Annotated in this window: 15 protein-coding genes; 14 read left to right on the plus strand and 1 reads right to left on the minus strand. The window is 45.6% G+C overall.

Annotation, left to right across the window (positions count from 1 at the left end; all coding sequences use genetic code 11):
- Nucleotides 1-252 precede the first annotated feature (252 nt).
- The 9 genes from BLHYD_RS06340 (at nucleotide 253) to BLHYD_RS06380 (ending at nucleotide 8458) form a co-directional block, all read left to right on the plus strand.
- Nucleotides 253-966: a LytR/AlgR family response regulator transcription factor gene (locus BLHYD_RS06340; RefSeq protein ID WP_021846011.1), complete on the plus strand. Its 714-nt coding sequence runs from the start codon at nucleotides 253-255 to the stop codon at nucleotides 964-966.
- A complete protein-coding gene (locus tag BLHYD_RS06345; RefSeq protein WP_005946108.1) occupies nucleotides 966-2210 on the plus strand; it encodes an ATP-binding protein in 1245 nt (414 codons plus the stop codon). Before BLHYD_RS06340 ends, BLHYD_RS06345 begins: the two co-directional genes overlap by 1 nt.
- A gap of 21 nt (nucleotides 2211-2231) precedes the next feature.
- A complete protein-coding gene (locus BLHYD_RS06350) occupies nucleotides 2232-2642 on the plus strand; it encodes a PaaI family thioesterase (protein ID WP_005946109.1) in 411 nt (136 codons plus the stop codon).
- Between the two features lie 793 nt (nucleotides 2643-3435).
- The gene (locus BLHYD_RS06355) at nucleotides 3436-3576 is read left to right on the plus strand and encodes a hypothetical protein (RefSeq protein ID WP_005953693.1); all 141 of its coding nucleotides are present in this window, start codon (nucleotides 3436-3438) and stop codon (nucleotides 3574-3576) included.
- Nucleotides 3558-4454, plus strand: coding sequence for a carbohydrate ABC transporter permease (locus BLHYD_RS06360; protein WP_260784518.1), 897 nt, complete (start codon nucleotides 3558-3560; stop codon nucleotides 4452-4454). Before BLHYD_RS06355 ends, BLHYD_RS06360 begins: the two co-directional genes overlap by 19 nt.
- Nucleotides 4451-5287, plus strand: coding sequence for a carbohydrate ABC transporter permease (locus tag BLHYD_RS06365; RefSeq protein WP_005946366.1), 837 nt, complete (start codon nucleotides 4451-4453; stop codon nucleotides 5285-5287). Before BLHYD_RS06360 ends, BLHYD_RS06365 begins: the two co-directional genes overlap by 4 nt.
- A gap of 3 nt (nucleotides 5288-5290) precedes the next feature.
- Complete coding sequence (locus tag BLHYD_RS06370; protein ID WP_005946368.1) at nucleotides 5291-6643, plus strand: efflux RND transporter periplasmic adaptor subunit; 1353 nt, start codon at nucleotides 5291-5293, stop codon at nucleotides 6641-6643.
- Nucleotides 6640-7629 carry an ABC transporter permease gene (locus tag BLHYD_RS06375; RefSeq protein WP_260784517.1) on the plus strand — a complete coding sequence of 330 codons (990 nt, stop codon included), beginning with the start codon at nucleotides 6640-6642 and terminating at the stop codon, nucleotides 7627-7629. The genes BLHYD_RS06370 and BLHYD_RS06375 overlap by 4 nt, the downstream gene beginning before the upstream one ends.
- Before the next feature lie 115 nt (nucleotides 7630-7744).
- Entirely contained in the window at nucleotides 7745-8458 is a 714-nt protein-coding gene (locus BLHYD_RS06380; RefSeq protein WP_040350405.1) for a M15 family metallopeptidase, read from the plus strand.
- A gap of 40 nt (nucleotides 8459-8498) precedes the next feature.
- Here BLHYD_RS06380 and BLHYD_RS06385 read toward each other — a convergent pair whose 3' ends face one another.
- A complete protein-coding gene (locus tag BLHYD_RS06385) occupies nucleotides 8499-9020 on the minus strand; it encodes a VanZ family protein (RefSeq protein WP_242648372.1) in 522 nt (173 codons plus the stop codon).
- 277 nt (nucleotides 9021-9297) lie between these two features.
- On the opposite strand from BLHYD_RS06385, the gene thyA reads away from it, so the two are divergent.
- The 5 genes from thyA to ispG all read left to right on the plus strand — a co-directional run bounded on the left by thyA (nucleotide 9298) and on the right by ispG (nucleotide 14480).
- Nucleotides 9298-10146 carry a thymidylate synthase gene (gene thyA, locus BLHYD_RS06390; RefSeq protein ID WP_021846005.1) on the plus strand — a complete coding sequence of 283 codons (849 nt, stop codon included), beginning with the start codon at nucleotides 9298-9300 and terminating at the stop codon, nucleotides 10144-10146.
- Between the two features lie 15 nt (nucleotides 10147-10161).
- Nucleotides 10162-10656, plus strand: a complete 495-nt coding sequence (locus BLHYD_RS06395) for a dihydrofolate reductase (protein ID WP_005946395.1) — start codon at nucleotides 10162-10164, stop codon at nucleotides 10654-10656.
- A gap of 364 nt (nucleotides 10657-11020) precedes the next feature.
- Complete coding sequence (locus BLHYD_RS06400; protein WP_005946399.1) at nucleotides 11021-12238, plus strand: 5-bromo-4-chloroindolyl phosphate hydrolysis family protein; 1218 nt, start codon at nucleotides 11021-11023, stop codon at nucleotides 12236-12238.
- A 17-nt stretch (nucleotides 12239-12255) separates the two neighbouring features.
- Nucleotides 12256-13401: a toxic anion resistance protein gene (locus BLHYD_RS06405; protein WP_005946401.1), complete on the plus strand. Its 1146-nt coding sequence runs from the start codon at nucleotides 12256-12258 to the stop codon at nucleotides 13399-13401.
- Nucleotides 13402-13424: 23 nt separating this feature from the next.
- A complete protein-coding gene (ispG, locus tag BLHYD_RS06410; RefSeq protein ID WP_005946403.1) occupies nucleotides 13425-14480 on the plus strand; it encodes a flavodoxin-dependent (E)-4-hydroxy-3-methylbut-2-enyl-diphosphate synthase in 1056 nt (351 codons plus the stop codon).
- The last annotated feature ends 9 nt before the right edge of the window (nucleotides 14481-14489 follow it).

Here is a 14489-nt window from a genome sequence, read left to right on the forward strand (position 1 = left end):
CCTGAACTTTCTTTTTCTATTTTTGTGAGGGAACTGTTTAGAACTTATCACAAAAAAAAGAATAATTAAATTACGGGTGTCAAGTATGGCAGTCTGGATGTCAAGTTTTGTAACGCTTTGTGAGAATGGTCAAGTTTTGCAGACTGTGTGTAAAGTTTTGAGGAGAGGGGAAAATTTAAACTTTATGAATACCAAAGGAGATGATATAATGAGCCCATGAAATTTAGATAGGAATCATAGGCGGTGAAAATAGTGTTTCGAATAGGAATTTGTGACGATGAGAGCAATGCTAGAGATGCTCTTCGATTTGAATTGGAGAAGGCTGCAAAGGAAGAAGACTGGGAGATTGTCTATGAGTTCTCCAGCGGAACGGTGGCTTTAAGCTGGCTGAAAAATCATCCAGGTGAGATTGACCTGTTGTTTTTAGATGTGGAAATGCCAGGAATGTCAGGAATGGAGACTGCGAGAAGAATCCGGGTATTCAGCAGAGAGCTTTTGCTGGTGTTTGTCACGGGATATTCTGACTACGTCTTTGATGGATATCAGGTAGGGGCGATGGATTATCTGATCAAGCCAGTAGACCAAAGAAGACTAGAAAGTCTTTTGCATAGAGCACAGGAGATTCTCGGTGTGCAGGAAGATAGAATGTTTTCTTTTAGAAACGCTGAAGGGATGTTTCGGATGCCCATCAAAGAGATTCGGTATTTTTACAGCGACCGCAGAAAAGTGTCGTTGGTTTTGGAGGACAGAGAATATTCTTTTTATGGAAAGCTAAACCAGATTGAGCAGCAGGTGGGAACTGATTATGTGCGTATTCATCAGAGATATCTGGTAAATCCCAGGTGGGTGGAACATATCGGCTGTAGCACGGTGACTGTGGAAGGCAAAGAACTGCCTGTGAGCCGGGGATTTAAGGAAAATGCGATGGAAAAGTTGGCCAGAGCGATGTTGAAAGGAGGTTATTGATGGAGATAGAAAGATTTCTCCTGAGTCTGCTTTCTACAGTGCTGTCTGGATTTCTTTTGGAGAGAGTTGTAGAATGTCTGTTAGAGTGCCGCAGCTGTCCTAAAAAAATACTCCTCCTGTTCGGGTGCTGGCTACAGGCCAACATGGTCATTTATTTTCAGGATTGGATCAATTTCATTCCCACGATTTTTGCGTTTTTGATTTGTGTCCTGGTAGCCTGTGAGGGAAGTGTATTAAAAAAGTTGACGATTGGATTGATGGTGGCTAGTACAGTTTTTTCCTTTAACAGTTTAAATGATAATTTCATTGGTTTTCATGACTGGAGAGTAGTTTTGTTTAAAATGCTGTTTTTGGGAGCAATGTTTTTGGGAGTGCGGCAGTTTGCTCCTGAAAGGGGGTACGAGCTTTCCGCGCGGATGTGGAGACTTTTGCTGCTCCTGACGGTTACACCCATTGGGATTGTGAGCAGTGTTGTACTTCTCGGGAAGAGATACTGGGGCATGGAAGATGGAGAGAAACTTTTGCCACTGGTACTTTTACTTCTGGCTTTGTTTTCTTTTATTGGACTTTTGTGGACAGTCACCGTATTGATTGGGCAGCAGAAACTAGAGTGGGAGAACACGGTCGCTAAGATCAATCAAAACTACTATGAGTCTATAGAAAGACAAAATTTTGAGATACGCAGACTAAAACACGATATGGCCAATCATCTGACTGCGTTAGCTGCGCTGCCAGGAGAGCAAAAGGATGGGTATATCCAAGAACTTTTGAAAAAACCGGTGTTTACGCATACCCTGCGGTATTGTCAGGACCCAGTGGTCAATGCGGTATTGAGCATGAAGGAATCTGTGATGGAACAAAAGGGGATTCAGTTTCAGGTGAAGGTAGACATTCCGGCCAAACTGCCTTTTGAGAAGGTGGAAATCTGTGCAATATTTGGGAATGTGCTGGACAACGCCATCGAGGCTTGTGATAAATTATCTGAGGAGAGACGGAAAATTTGCTTGGAGGCTCGGATGAGAAGAGGAATTTTTGCTCTCAATATCAGCAATCCGTGTTCATGCTTAGGAGTGAAAAAGCAAGAAGAGTTCGAAACTACGAAGAAGAATAAAGAGCTGCATGGATTTGGACTGAAGAGTATTCAGGAAGTGGTGAGAAACAACCAGGGAAATATGGAGATTTCAGCGAAGGATGGTCAATTTTCTCTGTTTCTCTATCTTCCACTGTCTAAGGAACAAAAATAGAGGAGAAGGAGGTCCTAGGAGATGGATTATGAGAAATTAATTCAGGTAAGAGATGAAAAGAACTGTTTTGCGAGAGAGCTGGGAATTTGCACAGAAGAGATTCGGGAAGGATATGCGAGGGTGAGCCTTCGGGTAGAAGAAAAGCATATGAATTTCGTGGGGTCAGTTCACGGAGGTTGTCTGTTTAGTTTGGCAGATACGGTAGCAGGGGCTGCTTCCTCTTCCTACGGTTATTATTCCACCACGGTCGATGGAAACATTCACTATTTGTCGCCGGCGATGAATGTGAAGATGCTGATTGCTCAGGCACAAGTGATAAAGTATGGAAAACGAATCAGTGTTTTTGAGGTGAAGATCACGGATGAGAACGGAAGACTTCTGGCTCAGGGAACTTATACCTACTATAATTTGGGAAAGCAAATTGAATTGTGATAACTATTCAGCTATACGATTGATAAGAGCGAAAATCCGGAGCAAGCTTGCTTGCAGAGAAGTTTGTCTCTTATCAGGCATATGGCGCTTAGCCATAAGTGAGGATTTCGCCGTATATGCGGCGATATAAGCTGCGCAGTAGCTAATCCGAGCTGTTATGGCTGAATAGTTACGAATTGCGAGGGAAGAAAAATATTGAAAAAGACTGTTGTGTGTCCAAAATTTAGGGTGCGGCAGTCTTTTTTTACTGTACAAGCTTCCGGACAGTGGGAGTGCGATGCACAGAGCAATCCGTAGCTTATAGTTCCCGGACAGCGGCTGGCAAGCTTGATGCCGAAGCGCACGGAGATTGGACAGGGCAACAGGTATGAGCACGTAGGCGTATGCGCCGACAGTCGGCATGAGGGTTTACGCGATAAGCCCGGCAAACGGTGCTGCGTGCCGGTGGCACGCGTCTAGCACGGACCATAGCGGAGCGAAGACCTGCCGTGCTTGCACGGGCAGGCATTTGCCGGGCAACAGACAGCGAACAGCAAAGCTGTGAGCTAGCTGATGCAAAAGTTACTTTTTGTCTCGGGAGGAGGAACGGGAGAGCTTTTTGGAATGGTTTTGTACAAAGACTTCCTGAGAACGGTCGGATTGTTCACGGTCATACTCTGAGAAACAACGAATCAAACAGAGGTCAATAAAAGCGACAAAGAGAAACAAAATCAGGAAAAGCATAAGGACACCTCCTTTTGATCTGGCAGTGTAAGAGCTTCTAATAGTAGTATATCCTCTTGGGAAAAAGGTTATGCCAGGTAGAGCTTTTGCAGGAAAAGCGTTTGCCGATTGCGGGAAATATTTTAGAGAATCTTTAGAGATAGGTATGGTACTTTTGGAGTATGGAAATCAAAGGAGAAAGACGGTGAGAGCATGGAGCATGGAGGAGTGAAGCTGTCCAGGAGAAGAAATGCGACATATAAAGGAAGACCCCAGTGGAAGGGGCTGCTGTTTATGCTTCCTAGCTTGTTGGGAGTGGGGATTTTTGTGTTTCTGCCTTTTTTGGATGTGATTCGGCGTTCCTTTTGCGAGGCAGTGACAGGAAGATTCTCGGGACTTGAAAATTACCGTATGGTCTTTGAGAATACTGCTTTTCGCCTAGCAGCCCAAAATACGTTGCGCTTTGTGGGAATTTGTATTCCTCTGCTGCTGGCATTGTCGTTGGGAGCGGCATTGCTGTTATATGGACAGATCAAGTACAGGCAGGCACTAAAAAGTGCTTTTTTACTGCCTATGGCAATTCCGGTGGCATCGGTAGTTCTTCTTTGGAAGGTGGCGTTTCATTCCCAGGGACTTTTGAACGGACTGTTTCACAGCCTAAATCTTACGCAAGTGGATTGGATGAATTCTTCCAGTGCTTTTTGGGTGCTGGTCTTCAGCTATATCTGGAGAAATTTAGGGTACGATGTAATTTTATGGTTGGCTGGGCTGGCGTCTATTCCGTCTAGTATCTATGAAGCTGCCAAAGTAGACGGCGCCGGTTCCTGGCAGTGCTTTTGGAGAATTACTCTGCCGAATTTACTGCCATCCTTATTTACAATCACGGTGTTGTCTTTGCTGAATTCTTTTAAAGTTTTCCGGGAGGCTTATCTGGTGGCAGGGGACTATCCCAATGAGAATATGTATCTACTCCAGCATTTGTTTAACAATTGGTATCGGGATATGGCTTTCGATAAGATGGCTGCCGCTGCAGTTGTCACAGGTATTGTAATTTTTGTATTGGTATGCTTTTTGGAGAAGGCTTGGAATGTAAAGGAGGAAGAAAGATGAAAACGTTCCGTACGATAATTTTAACCGTTTTTGGGCTGCTTATGCTGATTCCGGTTCTGTATTTGCTGGTAGGCTCTTTGATGGGAAAGGGGGAACTAAAAGAATTGTTAGCTCCGGTACTTGGTCAGACAAAAGGCTATGTGGCGGGAAGACTGCTGCCGGAATATCCGACTATGGAATCCTATGTGGAACTTCTTTTGGACACACCGGAGTTTTTTGTGATGTTTTGGAATTCCGTGAAAATGACTTTGGGGATTTTGGCAGGACAGCTGTTAGTAGCTGTGCCTGCAGCTTGGGGGCTGGCAAAGTTTCAATTCCCCGGGAGAAAATTTTTGTTTACGTTGTACATTGCATTGATGATGATGCCGTTTCAAGTACTGATGCTGTCAAATTATCTGGTATTGGATGGGCTGTCGCTTTTAGATTCACAGGCGGGGATTATTTTTCCGGCGGTGTTTTCAACTTTTCCAGTCTTCATCATGTATCGGTTTTTCGCAGGAGTGCCGGACAGTCTGATTGAAGCAGCAAAACTAGATGGTGCTGGAAATTTTCAGATTTTTTGGAGAATTGGTCTTCCCTTGGGTTCACCGGGAATCCTCTCGGCAATGGTATTAGGTTTTTTGGAGTACTGGAATCTGATTGAGCAGCCGATGGCGTTTTTAAAAACGAAGTCTCTGTGGCCGTTGTCTTTGTTTCTTCCAAATATCGGAATGGAGCAGGCGGGGTTAGCATTTGCCACGTCTATCGTGGTCTTGATTCCAGCTTTGTTGGTCTTTCTGGCTGGACAGGAGTATCTGGAACAGGGGATTTTGGCTACAGCTACAAAGGAGTAAAGTATGAATCGAAAAAAAGCAGTACAGTCTTTAGGAATTTTTTTCTTGGCAATGTGTCTTCTGACTGTATTTTCAAGGAGTATGGATTCTTTTCGAGTGGCTCAGGTGACAGCGCAAACGGTGACGAAGACGGTGCTCGACTACAGTGTCAGTGGGAATGGAAAAGTTGAGAGCAGTAGAGAGCTGGCGGTATTCACAGTCCCAGAGATGAAGGTCTCTTCTTTGAATGTGCAAGAGGGAGAACAGGTGAAAAAAGGAGAGCTCTTGTTTCAAGTGGATTTAAATACGTTAAAGAAAAAGAGAAGTTCTCTGATGACGGAATTAGAGCAGGCGAAGCTAACCAAAGAAGACGCAGACAGTCAGGCTAAGACTACACAAGAAAAGCAAGAGGAAGAGATCTCCCATGCCAGGGAGAATTACGACCAGGCAGTGGAGAGTGCGGACCAGGCAGTGGCTATGGCTCAGCAGGATTTGGATTTGGCTAGGGAAAAGCTGAACGATTTTTATAATACTTCGGAAAGCAGTTTTTCTGGGGAAGGGCAGTCTGCTCAGGAATCGGAACAGAGTCTGCTGGATGAAATCTATGAGAAAGAAAAGGCATTGGAGCTGGCTTTCACGGAGCGGGAAAAAAGTATATCCGCAGCCAGACAGGCTCTAGAGAGTGCATCTCTTCCCATAGAGAAGAACAGTACGGCGCAGATTCAACAATTGAATGTGGAACAGAAGCAGTTGGAATTAGACCAGATAAATGCTCTTTGGCAAAAAGAAGGAAAAGTATACGCTCCAGCAGACGGGACGGTCAGCAAGTGGAATGTGAAGACAGGAGGGGTGACTTCAGAGGAAGCGGCCGCTCTTTTGGCAAAAAAATCGAAAAATTATCAAATCAGGGCATCCATTGATTCTAGCTTGGAGAAATATTTGGATGTGGGGGCAAAAGCAGAGCTGACCGGACCGGACGGCAAAAAGCTAGATACTCAAGCCACGTTAATGAGTGTGAAGAGTAATGAGGAAGATGCGGCTTTGTTAGATCTTGTTTTTTCTGTACCTGCCTCGCAGATAGAGATTGGAGAGAATGTAGAGTTTGAACTGATCAAGGAGTCAAAGGTCTACGATAGTTGTTTGCCGTTGACAGCCCTTTATGAAGAGAACTCTAAATATTTTGTCTATGTGATTGAGGATGCGGATTCCGTGCTGGGAACAGTAAAAAAAGTCCGGAAAATTTCAGTGGAAGTAGAAGAAAAAAATGAGACGACAGCGGCCCTGAAAAGTGGGGTTTTGAGCAAAGATCAGCAGGTTGTGGTAGATACGGACAGGGAGATTCAGGAGGGCAGCCGGGTCCGGCTGAAAGAGGAATGAAAAAAATTTGGCAGGGACTGTGCCTGGCGCTGGCGGCAGCTTTTTATCTGCTAGCAGTGAGTGCCAGAGGTGAGATGGGGCAAAATGAAAACGTAATCTGTGTAAAGCTTCAGAATTATTTTTTGGATGTACAAGAGGCGGAGCAGATTCTGCATTCCGAAGAAAAATTGGAGGAACCTTTCAGATGCCTGTTTTGGGGAAGCCTGGGAAAAAGGCAGATGGAAAATCCGACCCTTATGAGAAATACGGAAGTTTCCTGTGTGGGAATATACGGAGATGGGAATCTCTATGATGAGAGGATTCACACGTTGTCTAAAGAAGATTTAGACGGTTGCATTCTGGATGAGAAGACGGCTGTGGAGCTGTTCGGCACAGTACAGGCGGTAGGAAAAGAGATCACCATGGGTGGGAGAGCTTATACAGTCAGGCAGGTTCTGCGTACTAGGGAAAGAGAGGCTTTGTTTTCTGCGGGGGACGAACAGCAGTTTACTTGGGTGAACCTGAGCAGAGGGGAGGATGCTTCTTGGACAGCAGCCCAGGAATTCTTGATGAGAAATAACTGTCAAGGTGAGATTGTGGACGGAAGTTTTTTGAAGGGAAGTCTGGGGTTTGTGCTGGCGTTGACTCTGGTTTTGGCACTCTGGGTACAGCTTTTTCGCAGAGACTTCGTTAGGGAGACCCATAAAAAGATTCGAGAGAGCGCAGGGATGTTGTACTGGGGTGTTTTATTCTTAGGGATTTTTGGCCTTTTCTATATTTTTGTCAGATATCTGGCAGACCCGCAGATGATTCCATCCCGGTGGTCCGATTTTTCTTTTTGGAGTGAGCTGTTTGACCAGCAGGGAGAAAAGTTTTATCGTTTTTTGCAGTCAGAGAAACCTTTCTGGGCGATGGAACAGCTTCGAAGCTTTGGGAAAGGAATTGGCGCCTGTGTGATGACGCTTTTGTTTGCGGCAGTAAGCGAAAAAAGAAGTCATGTCCGATGAAGTTATAAATTTTATGTCGGAAAAAGAGTGGGAACGATGAAAAGAAAGAGATTTTCTTAAAAGAGTTATTGATAACCTTTATATAGAGTTTATAAAGGAACGGAGATAAAGCATGATGAAGCGATATGCAAAACGGAAAAGTCATAAAGTTCAGATATTTTTTAGTCTTCTGGTTTTTATTCTGCTATGTATCATTGCGGGTAAGTTGATTCTCAATTCGGATTTTACCGCTTTCTCTTTGAACAGTATGACACGTCACGCAGCCACTGAAGATTATGGATGGAATCTGATTCTTGTGAATCGTGATAATTATATTCCTGACGATTATGAAATGACGCTTACAGAATTATCAAATGGGAAAAAAGTAGATTCCAGAATTTATCCAGAATTGCAGGAAATGTTTGATGACGCGCGAGCACAAGGTTATGGTTTGTTTGTCAGAGAGGGGTATCGAACGCAGGAAGAACAGCAGCAGTTGTTAGAGGAAAAGATGGAAGCGTATAGAAATGAGGGAAAACCCAAATCTGAGGCGAAAAAACTTGCAGAACAGTGGGTAGCAGTACCAGGTACGAGTGAGCATCAGTTAGGCATTGCGGTTGATATAAACGCAGATACCACAAAAAGCTCTAGTGATAGTGTGTATGGCTGGCTTGCCCAAAACGCTCACAAATATGGTTTTATAAAACGTTATCCATCAGACAAAACGGATATAACGGGTGTTATCAATGAACCGTGGCATTACAGATATGTCGGCAAGAAAGTTGCTCTTGAGATATATTCTATGGGAATTTGTTTAGAAGAATATATAGACTTGCTAGAAGAAAAATAAAGTATAAGAGGGTGGTTGAGGTTATGAGCCAAGATTGGTATTAACCAAAACCACCCTTCTGTCTGCGTTTCTTTTTCTTAGGCTTGGGCAGCATCTGCAGTGTCGTCCAACAGAAAAGTTTTACCACCATGATTCCAAAGAACGCGCCGATACTGTCAATTCCCACATCACGCAGAGAGGGCCCGCGGCCATCCACGAAGGATTGATGATATTCATCCAGCCCGGCAAAACCTATGCAGATTGCGCCTGCTGTGAGCAGAAGCAAAAAACCCCGCAGACCATAGACATAAAAGGGAAAGGCTACGGCCACAGCAAGACAGAAATACTCTGTCATATGGGCGATTTTTCGAATATAAGGGTGAATTTTTTCAACATAGTAGTCGGTGTTGCCAGGTTCGATTCCAAGATCTATGACCTGATCGGCTGCCTCGGCGATCTGCACGACTTTGTAGCTTACCTTGTAACTTAATGCGCCGGACACCTCCCCGGTCTGGCTGGAAAACGTAAAGATAAGATACATGATGGCGAGTGCCGGAAGAAAAGAAAAAGGTTTTAAAATCATATATAGATATCTCATAGGTTCTATCATAACATGAAAAAACGGCTTTGTCTATTTTGATCTTGTGTGCGAAAGAGACTTACGGTATACTAATCGTAACTGTTCAGCCGCATATGCGGCGATATAAGCTGCGCAGCAGCGAATCCGAGCTGTTATGGCTGAATACTTACTACTAATCATAGCTTACCCTCCATCGGCAAGGGAGAGACAGACTGTCAGAACACAAAAGCAGCGTCATGACAGACTGTCAGCAGGCAAAACGGAAAGTGAGGAAATGACGATGAGTTTGGCAGATCATGTATTTATTTCTATGTGTAAGGATGTGCTGGAAAATGGAACCAGCACAGAAGGTGAGAAGGTACGTCCAGTGTGGGAGGATGGCACTGCGGCTTATACAATCAAAAAATTTGGTGTTGTGAACCGTTACGATTTGCGAAAAGAGTTTCCAGCTCTGACTCTGCGCAAAACTGCGCTGAAGAGTGCTTTTGATGAGATTTTGTGGATTTGGCAGCGAAAATCCAACAATATTCATGATCTGCACAGTCATATTTGGGACAGCTGGGCGGATGAGACGGGTTCCATAGGGAAAGCCTATGGGTATCAGATGAGCGTAAAGCACGAGTACAAGGAAGGGATGATGGATCAGGTAGACCGGGTTCTCTATGATCTGAAGAACAATCCTTACAGCAGGAGGATTATGACCAACATCTATGTGCACCAAGATTTGCACGAGATGCATTTGTACCCCTGTGCCTACTCTGTGACTTTCAATGTGACGAAGGAGCCAGGCTGTGAGAAGCTGACACTGAATGCGATTTTAAATCAGCGGTCGCAGGATATTTTGGCGGCGAATAACTGGAATGTCTGCCAGTATGCGCTGCTGGTGCATATGTTTGCGCAGTCCTGCGGTATGCAGGCAGGAGAGCTGGTCCATGTGATCGCGGACTGTCATATCTATGATCGCCACGTTCCAGTGATTCAGGAGCTGATTCAAAGACCGGTCTATCCGGCGCCGACGGTGTACTTAAACCCGGAGGTGAGAGATTTCTATCAGTTTACGGTGGATGATCTGGTTGTGGAAAACTATCAGGCAGGACCTCAGGTAAAGAATATACCGATTGCGATTTAAGAATGGAGGGACGAGATGAATATCATCGTAGCAGCAGATAAGAATTGGGGAATTGGGAAGGACAATAAATTGCTTGTCAGCATTCCGGCAGACATGAAGTTTTTCCGGGAGACGACTACGGGAAACGTGGTGGTAATGGGAAGAAAGACCTTAGAGAGTTTTCCAGGTGGCCTTCCGCTGAAGCGCAGGACAAATATTGTGCTGACCAAAGATGTGAATTACCAGGTCAAAGACGCGGTCTTGGTACACAGTGTGGAGGAGCTTTTGGAGGAGCTGAAAAAATACGACTCTGAGAATGTCTATGTCATTGGAGGAGACAGTGTGTACCGGCAGCTGCTTCCATACTGTGACATCGCCCATGTGACAAAGATTGATTATGCCTATGAGGCAGACAGCTATTTTCCAAATCTGGACGAGGACCCACAGTGGGAAGTCACGGCGTCCAGTGAAGAACAGACCTATTTTGATTTGGAGTATACGTTTGTGAAATATCAGCGAAAGAAAAAGTGATTAGAAAAGGCAATGCGGCGGTGGGGCTGCGTTGCCTTTTTACTGTATAAGCTCCCGGACAGCGGCTGGGCGACTGGTAAGCTTGCTTGCCGAGACGCACAGACATTGGACGGGGCAACAGGTATGAGCACGCAGGCATATGCGCCGGAGTGCGAATGCCTGTCGGGATTGCGGGAGTGCGATGCACGGGGCAATCCGCAGGTTATACTTTTTGGAAGTGCCGCCGACAGGCGGCATATGGGTTTGCGCGATAAGCTGGAAGTGGTATCGCGACAGATAGGGAAGGAAGGCTTGCCCTATCCGATGGTATCCGTTATAATAAATCTAAAGTTAAAATCTGATGTACGGACGGTGGAGGCAAGTTATGAGAAATCAAGATTGGTATGATCTTGGAGATAAAGTACAAAATCTTGTTCAGGATGCAATAAATTCAAAGGATTTCAGACAATTGAACGAGAATATCACAAGGACTCTAGACAGGGCAGTTCGGGACGGCGGAGAAGTTTTAAGGAATGTCTTTGGACAGGAGTTTGAAGAACGCTCAAGGGGTAGAGGTTATACGCGCAGAACGGTTAGAAGACCTGCGCAGCCGGAACAAAGGAGAAACGCTGAGACTCAGCTTCAGCCTAGGATGCAGAGAATGTTATATTCCAGAACCGGCGGTCCAAAGGCCCAGGGAATTATGGAAATTATGGCAGGAGCTGTGCTTTTGGCTTTCGGAGGCTTTACGGCTTTGGGAATACTGGTGGCTTTTTTTAGCGGATTGTCGGCGGGAAGCGGTCTGGTCGTCGGTGTGGTCATGCTGCTGGTCGCAGGCGCGGGAGGATTTGTACTGTCGCGGGGACTGAGGCTGAACCGAATGGTGAACCATTTTCGATGGTTTTGTACCAGACTGCGCGGACGTACTTACTGTGAGATTCAGGAGCTTTCCAGATATGTGGGAAAAAGCGAAAAAGAGATTCGCAGGGAGCTTTGTTACATGATTTCCAAGGGATGGTTCCGTCAGGGACACTTGGATTCCAGTGGAACTACGCTGATTACCAGCAACCAGACCTATGAGGAGTATCAGAAGCTTCAAAAGCAGCGGGAAGAGCTTCAAAGGGAGCAGGAAGCGGAGAAAAGTTCCATGACTGGTTCCGACCAGGAAGTGCAGGAGGTGCTAGAGCGAGGGACTCATTATCTGAGACAGATCAAAGAGAGCAACGAAGCGATTCCGGGAGAACTGATTTCTGAGAAGATTTCCCACATGGAGACGGTGGTGCAGAGAATTCTGCTCAGGGCCAAGGAGCATCCTGAGGTGATTAAAGATTTGGACAAATTAATGGATTACTATCTTCCCACCACGGTAAAACTTTTGGATGCCTATGAAGAGATGGTCTCCCAGCCCGTGCAAGGGGAGAATATCAGAAACTCCAAGAAAGAGATTGAGGATACTCTGGACACGTTGAATATTGCCTTTGAGAAAATTCTGGACTCCATTTTTCAGAATGAAGCCTGGGATATCTCCAGTGATATCAGTGTTTTGCACACGATTTTGGCCCAGGAGGGACTTACGAGAGACGATTTTCAGAAAATGAAGTAAAGAAGGGATAGAGAACGATGACAGAAGAATGGAAAGATTTGGAGCAGGATGTGCCTACTTTGACGCTGGACCCGGGGATGTTAAAAGAAGAAAAAACAAAATCCCAGGTGCTGACAGAAGAACGGCAGCCAGAACCTATGGATGAGAGTATTCTCTCTGAGGAAGAACGAAAAATGGTGGATGCGTTTGCAGCCCAGATCGATTTGACAAATACAAATCAGATTCTCCAGTACGGGGCAGGGACACAAAAAAAGATGGCTGATTTTTCTGAGACTGCTCTGGAGAATGTAAAGACTCAGGATTTAGGAGAAGTGGGAGAGCTGATTGCTGGTGTGGTCAATGAGTTGAAGAATTTCGACGCAGAAGAGGAAAAAGGATTCTTTGGGTTTTTTAAGAAACAGTCGAACCGTATCAACAGTATGAAAATCCGCTATGAGAAGGCCGAGGTCAATGTGGGCAAAATTGTGGAGGCACTGAAAGGACATCAGATGCGTCTTTTGAAGGACTCTGCGATTTTGGATAAGATGTATGCCCAGAATTTGGTGTATTTCAAGGAACTCTCCATGTATATTCTGGCGGGAAAGAAGAAATTGAAAGAAACGAGAGAGGGACGATTAAAGGAACTGATGGCGAAGGCGCAGATGGGAGGACGTCCTGAGGATGCCCAGGAGGCAAAAGATCTCGATACGATGTGTAACCGGTTTGAAAAGAAGCTGCATGATTTAGAGCTGACGAGAATGATTTCCATTCAGACAGCTCCGCAGATTCGGTTGGTTCAGAACAACGATACGGTTATGGTGGAAAAAATTCAGACAACGATCGTCAATACCATTCCTCTCTGGAAAAGTCAGATGGTGCTAGCGCTTGGAATTGCGCATTCCACAGAGGCTGCCAGAGCACAAAGAGAGGTCACAGATATGACCAATGAGCTGCTGAGAAAGAATGCACAGACGCTTCAGATGGCCACTGTTGAGACGGCGAAAGAGGCTGAGCGAGGGATTGTGGATATGGAGACTCTGAAAAATACGAACGATTCTTTAATCCATACGCTGGACGAAGTGATGAGAATTCAGCAGGAAGGACGCGAGAAGCGCAGGCAGGCGGAGATTGAGATTCGTCAGATGGAGGATGAATTGAAGAAGAAATTGCTGGAGATTCGCTGAGTATAGAATAGAAGGAGAAGATTATGTATCGAGATCATACCAGAGTGATCGCCATTGGCGACCGGGTGATCGGCGGGGGAAATCCTGTGCTGATTCAATCTATGACAAACACAAAGACGGAGGATGTGAAGGCGACGGTGGAACAGATTTTATCGCTGGAACAGGCGGGCTGTGAGATCATCCGCTGTGCGGTTCCGAGCCATGAGGCTGCCCGGGCTTTGTCAGAGATTAAACGGCAGATTCATATTCCTCTTGTGGCGGACATTCACTTTGATTATAGACTGGCTATTGAGGCCATGGAAAACGGAGCGGATAAGATTCGAATCAATCCGGGAAATATCGGCAGCCGTGAGAGAATTCAGGCTGTGGTAGACGTGGCGAAGGAACGGAAAGTTCCAATTCGAGTCGGTGTAAACAGTGGTTCTCTGGAAAAAGAACTGGTGGAGAAGTATCACGGAGTGACCGCGAAAGGCTTGGTGGAGAGTGCACTTGATAAGGTCAGAACGATTGAGGAGATGGGATACGATCAGCTGGTGATCAGCATTAAATCCTCAGATGTGTTGATGTGCGCGAAAGCTCATGAGCTGATTGCCAGGGAGACAGATTATCCGCTGCATGTGGGAATCACGGAGGCGGGAACGCTGTATTCCGGCACGATTAAATCGGCTGTGGGGCTGGGAATTATTTTGAATCAGGGGATCGGAGACACCATAAGGGTATCACTGACCGGAGCTCCTCTAGAGGAAGTGAAGGCGGCGAAGAGAATCTTAAAAACCCTGGGGCTTCGTAACGGAGGCATTGAGGTAGTCTCTTGTCCTACCTGCGGACGGACCCAGATCGATTTGATTGGTTTGGCAAATCAGGTGGAGAACATGGTACAGGACATTCCTCTGGACTTAAAGGTGGCTGTTATGGGCTGTGTGGTAAATGGGCCAGGAGAGGCCAAAGAGGCTGATATCGGAATTGCCGGAGGCAAAGGCAATGGACTTTTGATTAAGAAGGGTGAGATTGTGAAGAAAGTTCCCGAAACAGACCTTTTAGACTGTCTTAGAGAGGAACTGCTGAACTGGCAGCAGTAGGAGGGCAGG

It is taken from the genome of Blautia hydrogenotrophica DSM 10507, assembly GCF_034356035.1.
Taxonomy (GTDB): Bacteria; Bacillota; Clostridia; order Lachnospirales; family Lachnospiraceae; genus Blautia_A; species Blautia_A hydrogenotrophica.

Excerpts from the sequence above, each read along its gene's own strand:
- BLHYD_RS06385 (WP_242648372.1), bottom strand. The coding sequence starts at position 9,020 with ATGATTTTAAAACCTTTTTCTTTTCTTCCGGCACTCGCCATCATGTAT.
- BLHYD_RS06400 (WP_005946399.1), top strand. The coding sequence starts at position 11,021 with ATGAGAAATCAAGATTGGTATGATCTTGGAGATAAAGTACAAAATCTT.
- BLHYD_RS06355 (WP_005953693.1), top strand. The coding sequence starts at position 3,436 with ATGCCAGGTAGAGCTTTTGCAGGAAAAGCGTTTGCCGATTGCGGGAAA.
- BLHYD_RS06365 (WP_005946366.1), top strand. The coding sequence starts at position 4,451 with ATGAAAACGTTCCGTACGATAATTTTAACCGTTTTTGGGCTGCTTATG.
- BLHYD_RS06350 (WP_005946109.1), top strand. The coding sequence starts at position 2,232 with ATGGATTATGAGAAATTAATTCAGGTAAGAGATGAAAAGAACTGTTTT.
- BLHYD_RS06405 (WP_005946401.1), top strand. The coding sequence starts at position 12,256 with ATGACAGAAGAATGGAAAGATTTGGAGCAGGATGTGCCTACTTTGACG.
- BLHYD_RS06370 (WP_005946368.1), top strand. The coding sequence starts at position 5,291 with ATGAATCGAAAAAAAGCAGTACAGTCTTTAGGAATTTTTTTCTTGGCA.
- ispG (WP_005946403.1), top strand. The coding sequence starts at position 13,425 with ATGTATCGAGATCATACCAGAGTGATCGCCATTGGCGACCGGGTGATC.
- BLHYD_RS06360 (WP_260784518.1), top strand. The coding sequence starts at position 3,558 with ATGGAGCATGGAGGAGTGAAGCTGTCCAGGAGAAGAAATGCGACATAT.
- BLHYD_RS06375 (WP_260784517.1), top strand. The coding sequence starts at position 6,640 with ATGAAAAAAATTTGGCAGGGACTGTGCCTGGCGCTGGCGGCAGCTTTT.
- BLHYD_RS06380 (WP_040350405.1), top strand. The coding sequence starts at position 7,745 with ATGAAGCGATATGCAAAACGGAAAAGTCATAAAGTTCAGATATTTTTT.
- BLHYD_RS06395 (WP_005946395.1), top strand. The coding sequence starts at position 10,162 with ATGAATATCATCGTAGCAGCAGATAAGAATTGGGGAATTGGGAAGGAC.
- BLHYD_RS06345 (WP_005946108.1), top strand. The coding sequence starts at position 966 with ATGGAGATAGAAAGATTTCTCCTGAGTCTGCTTTCTACAGTGCTGTCT.
- thyA (WP_021846005.1), top strand. The coding sequence starts at position 9,298 with ATGAGTTTGGCAGATCATGTATTTATTTCTATGTGTAAGGATGTGCTG.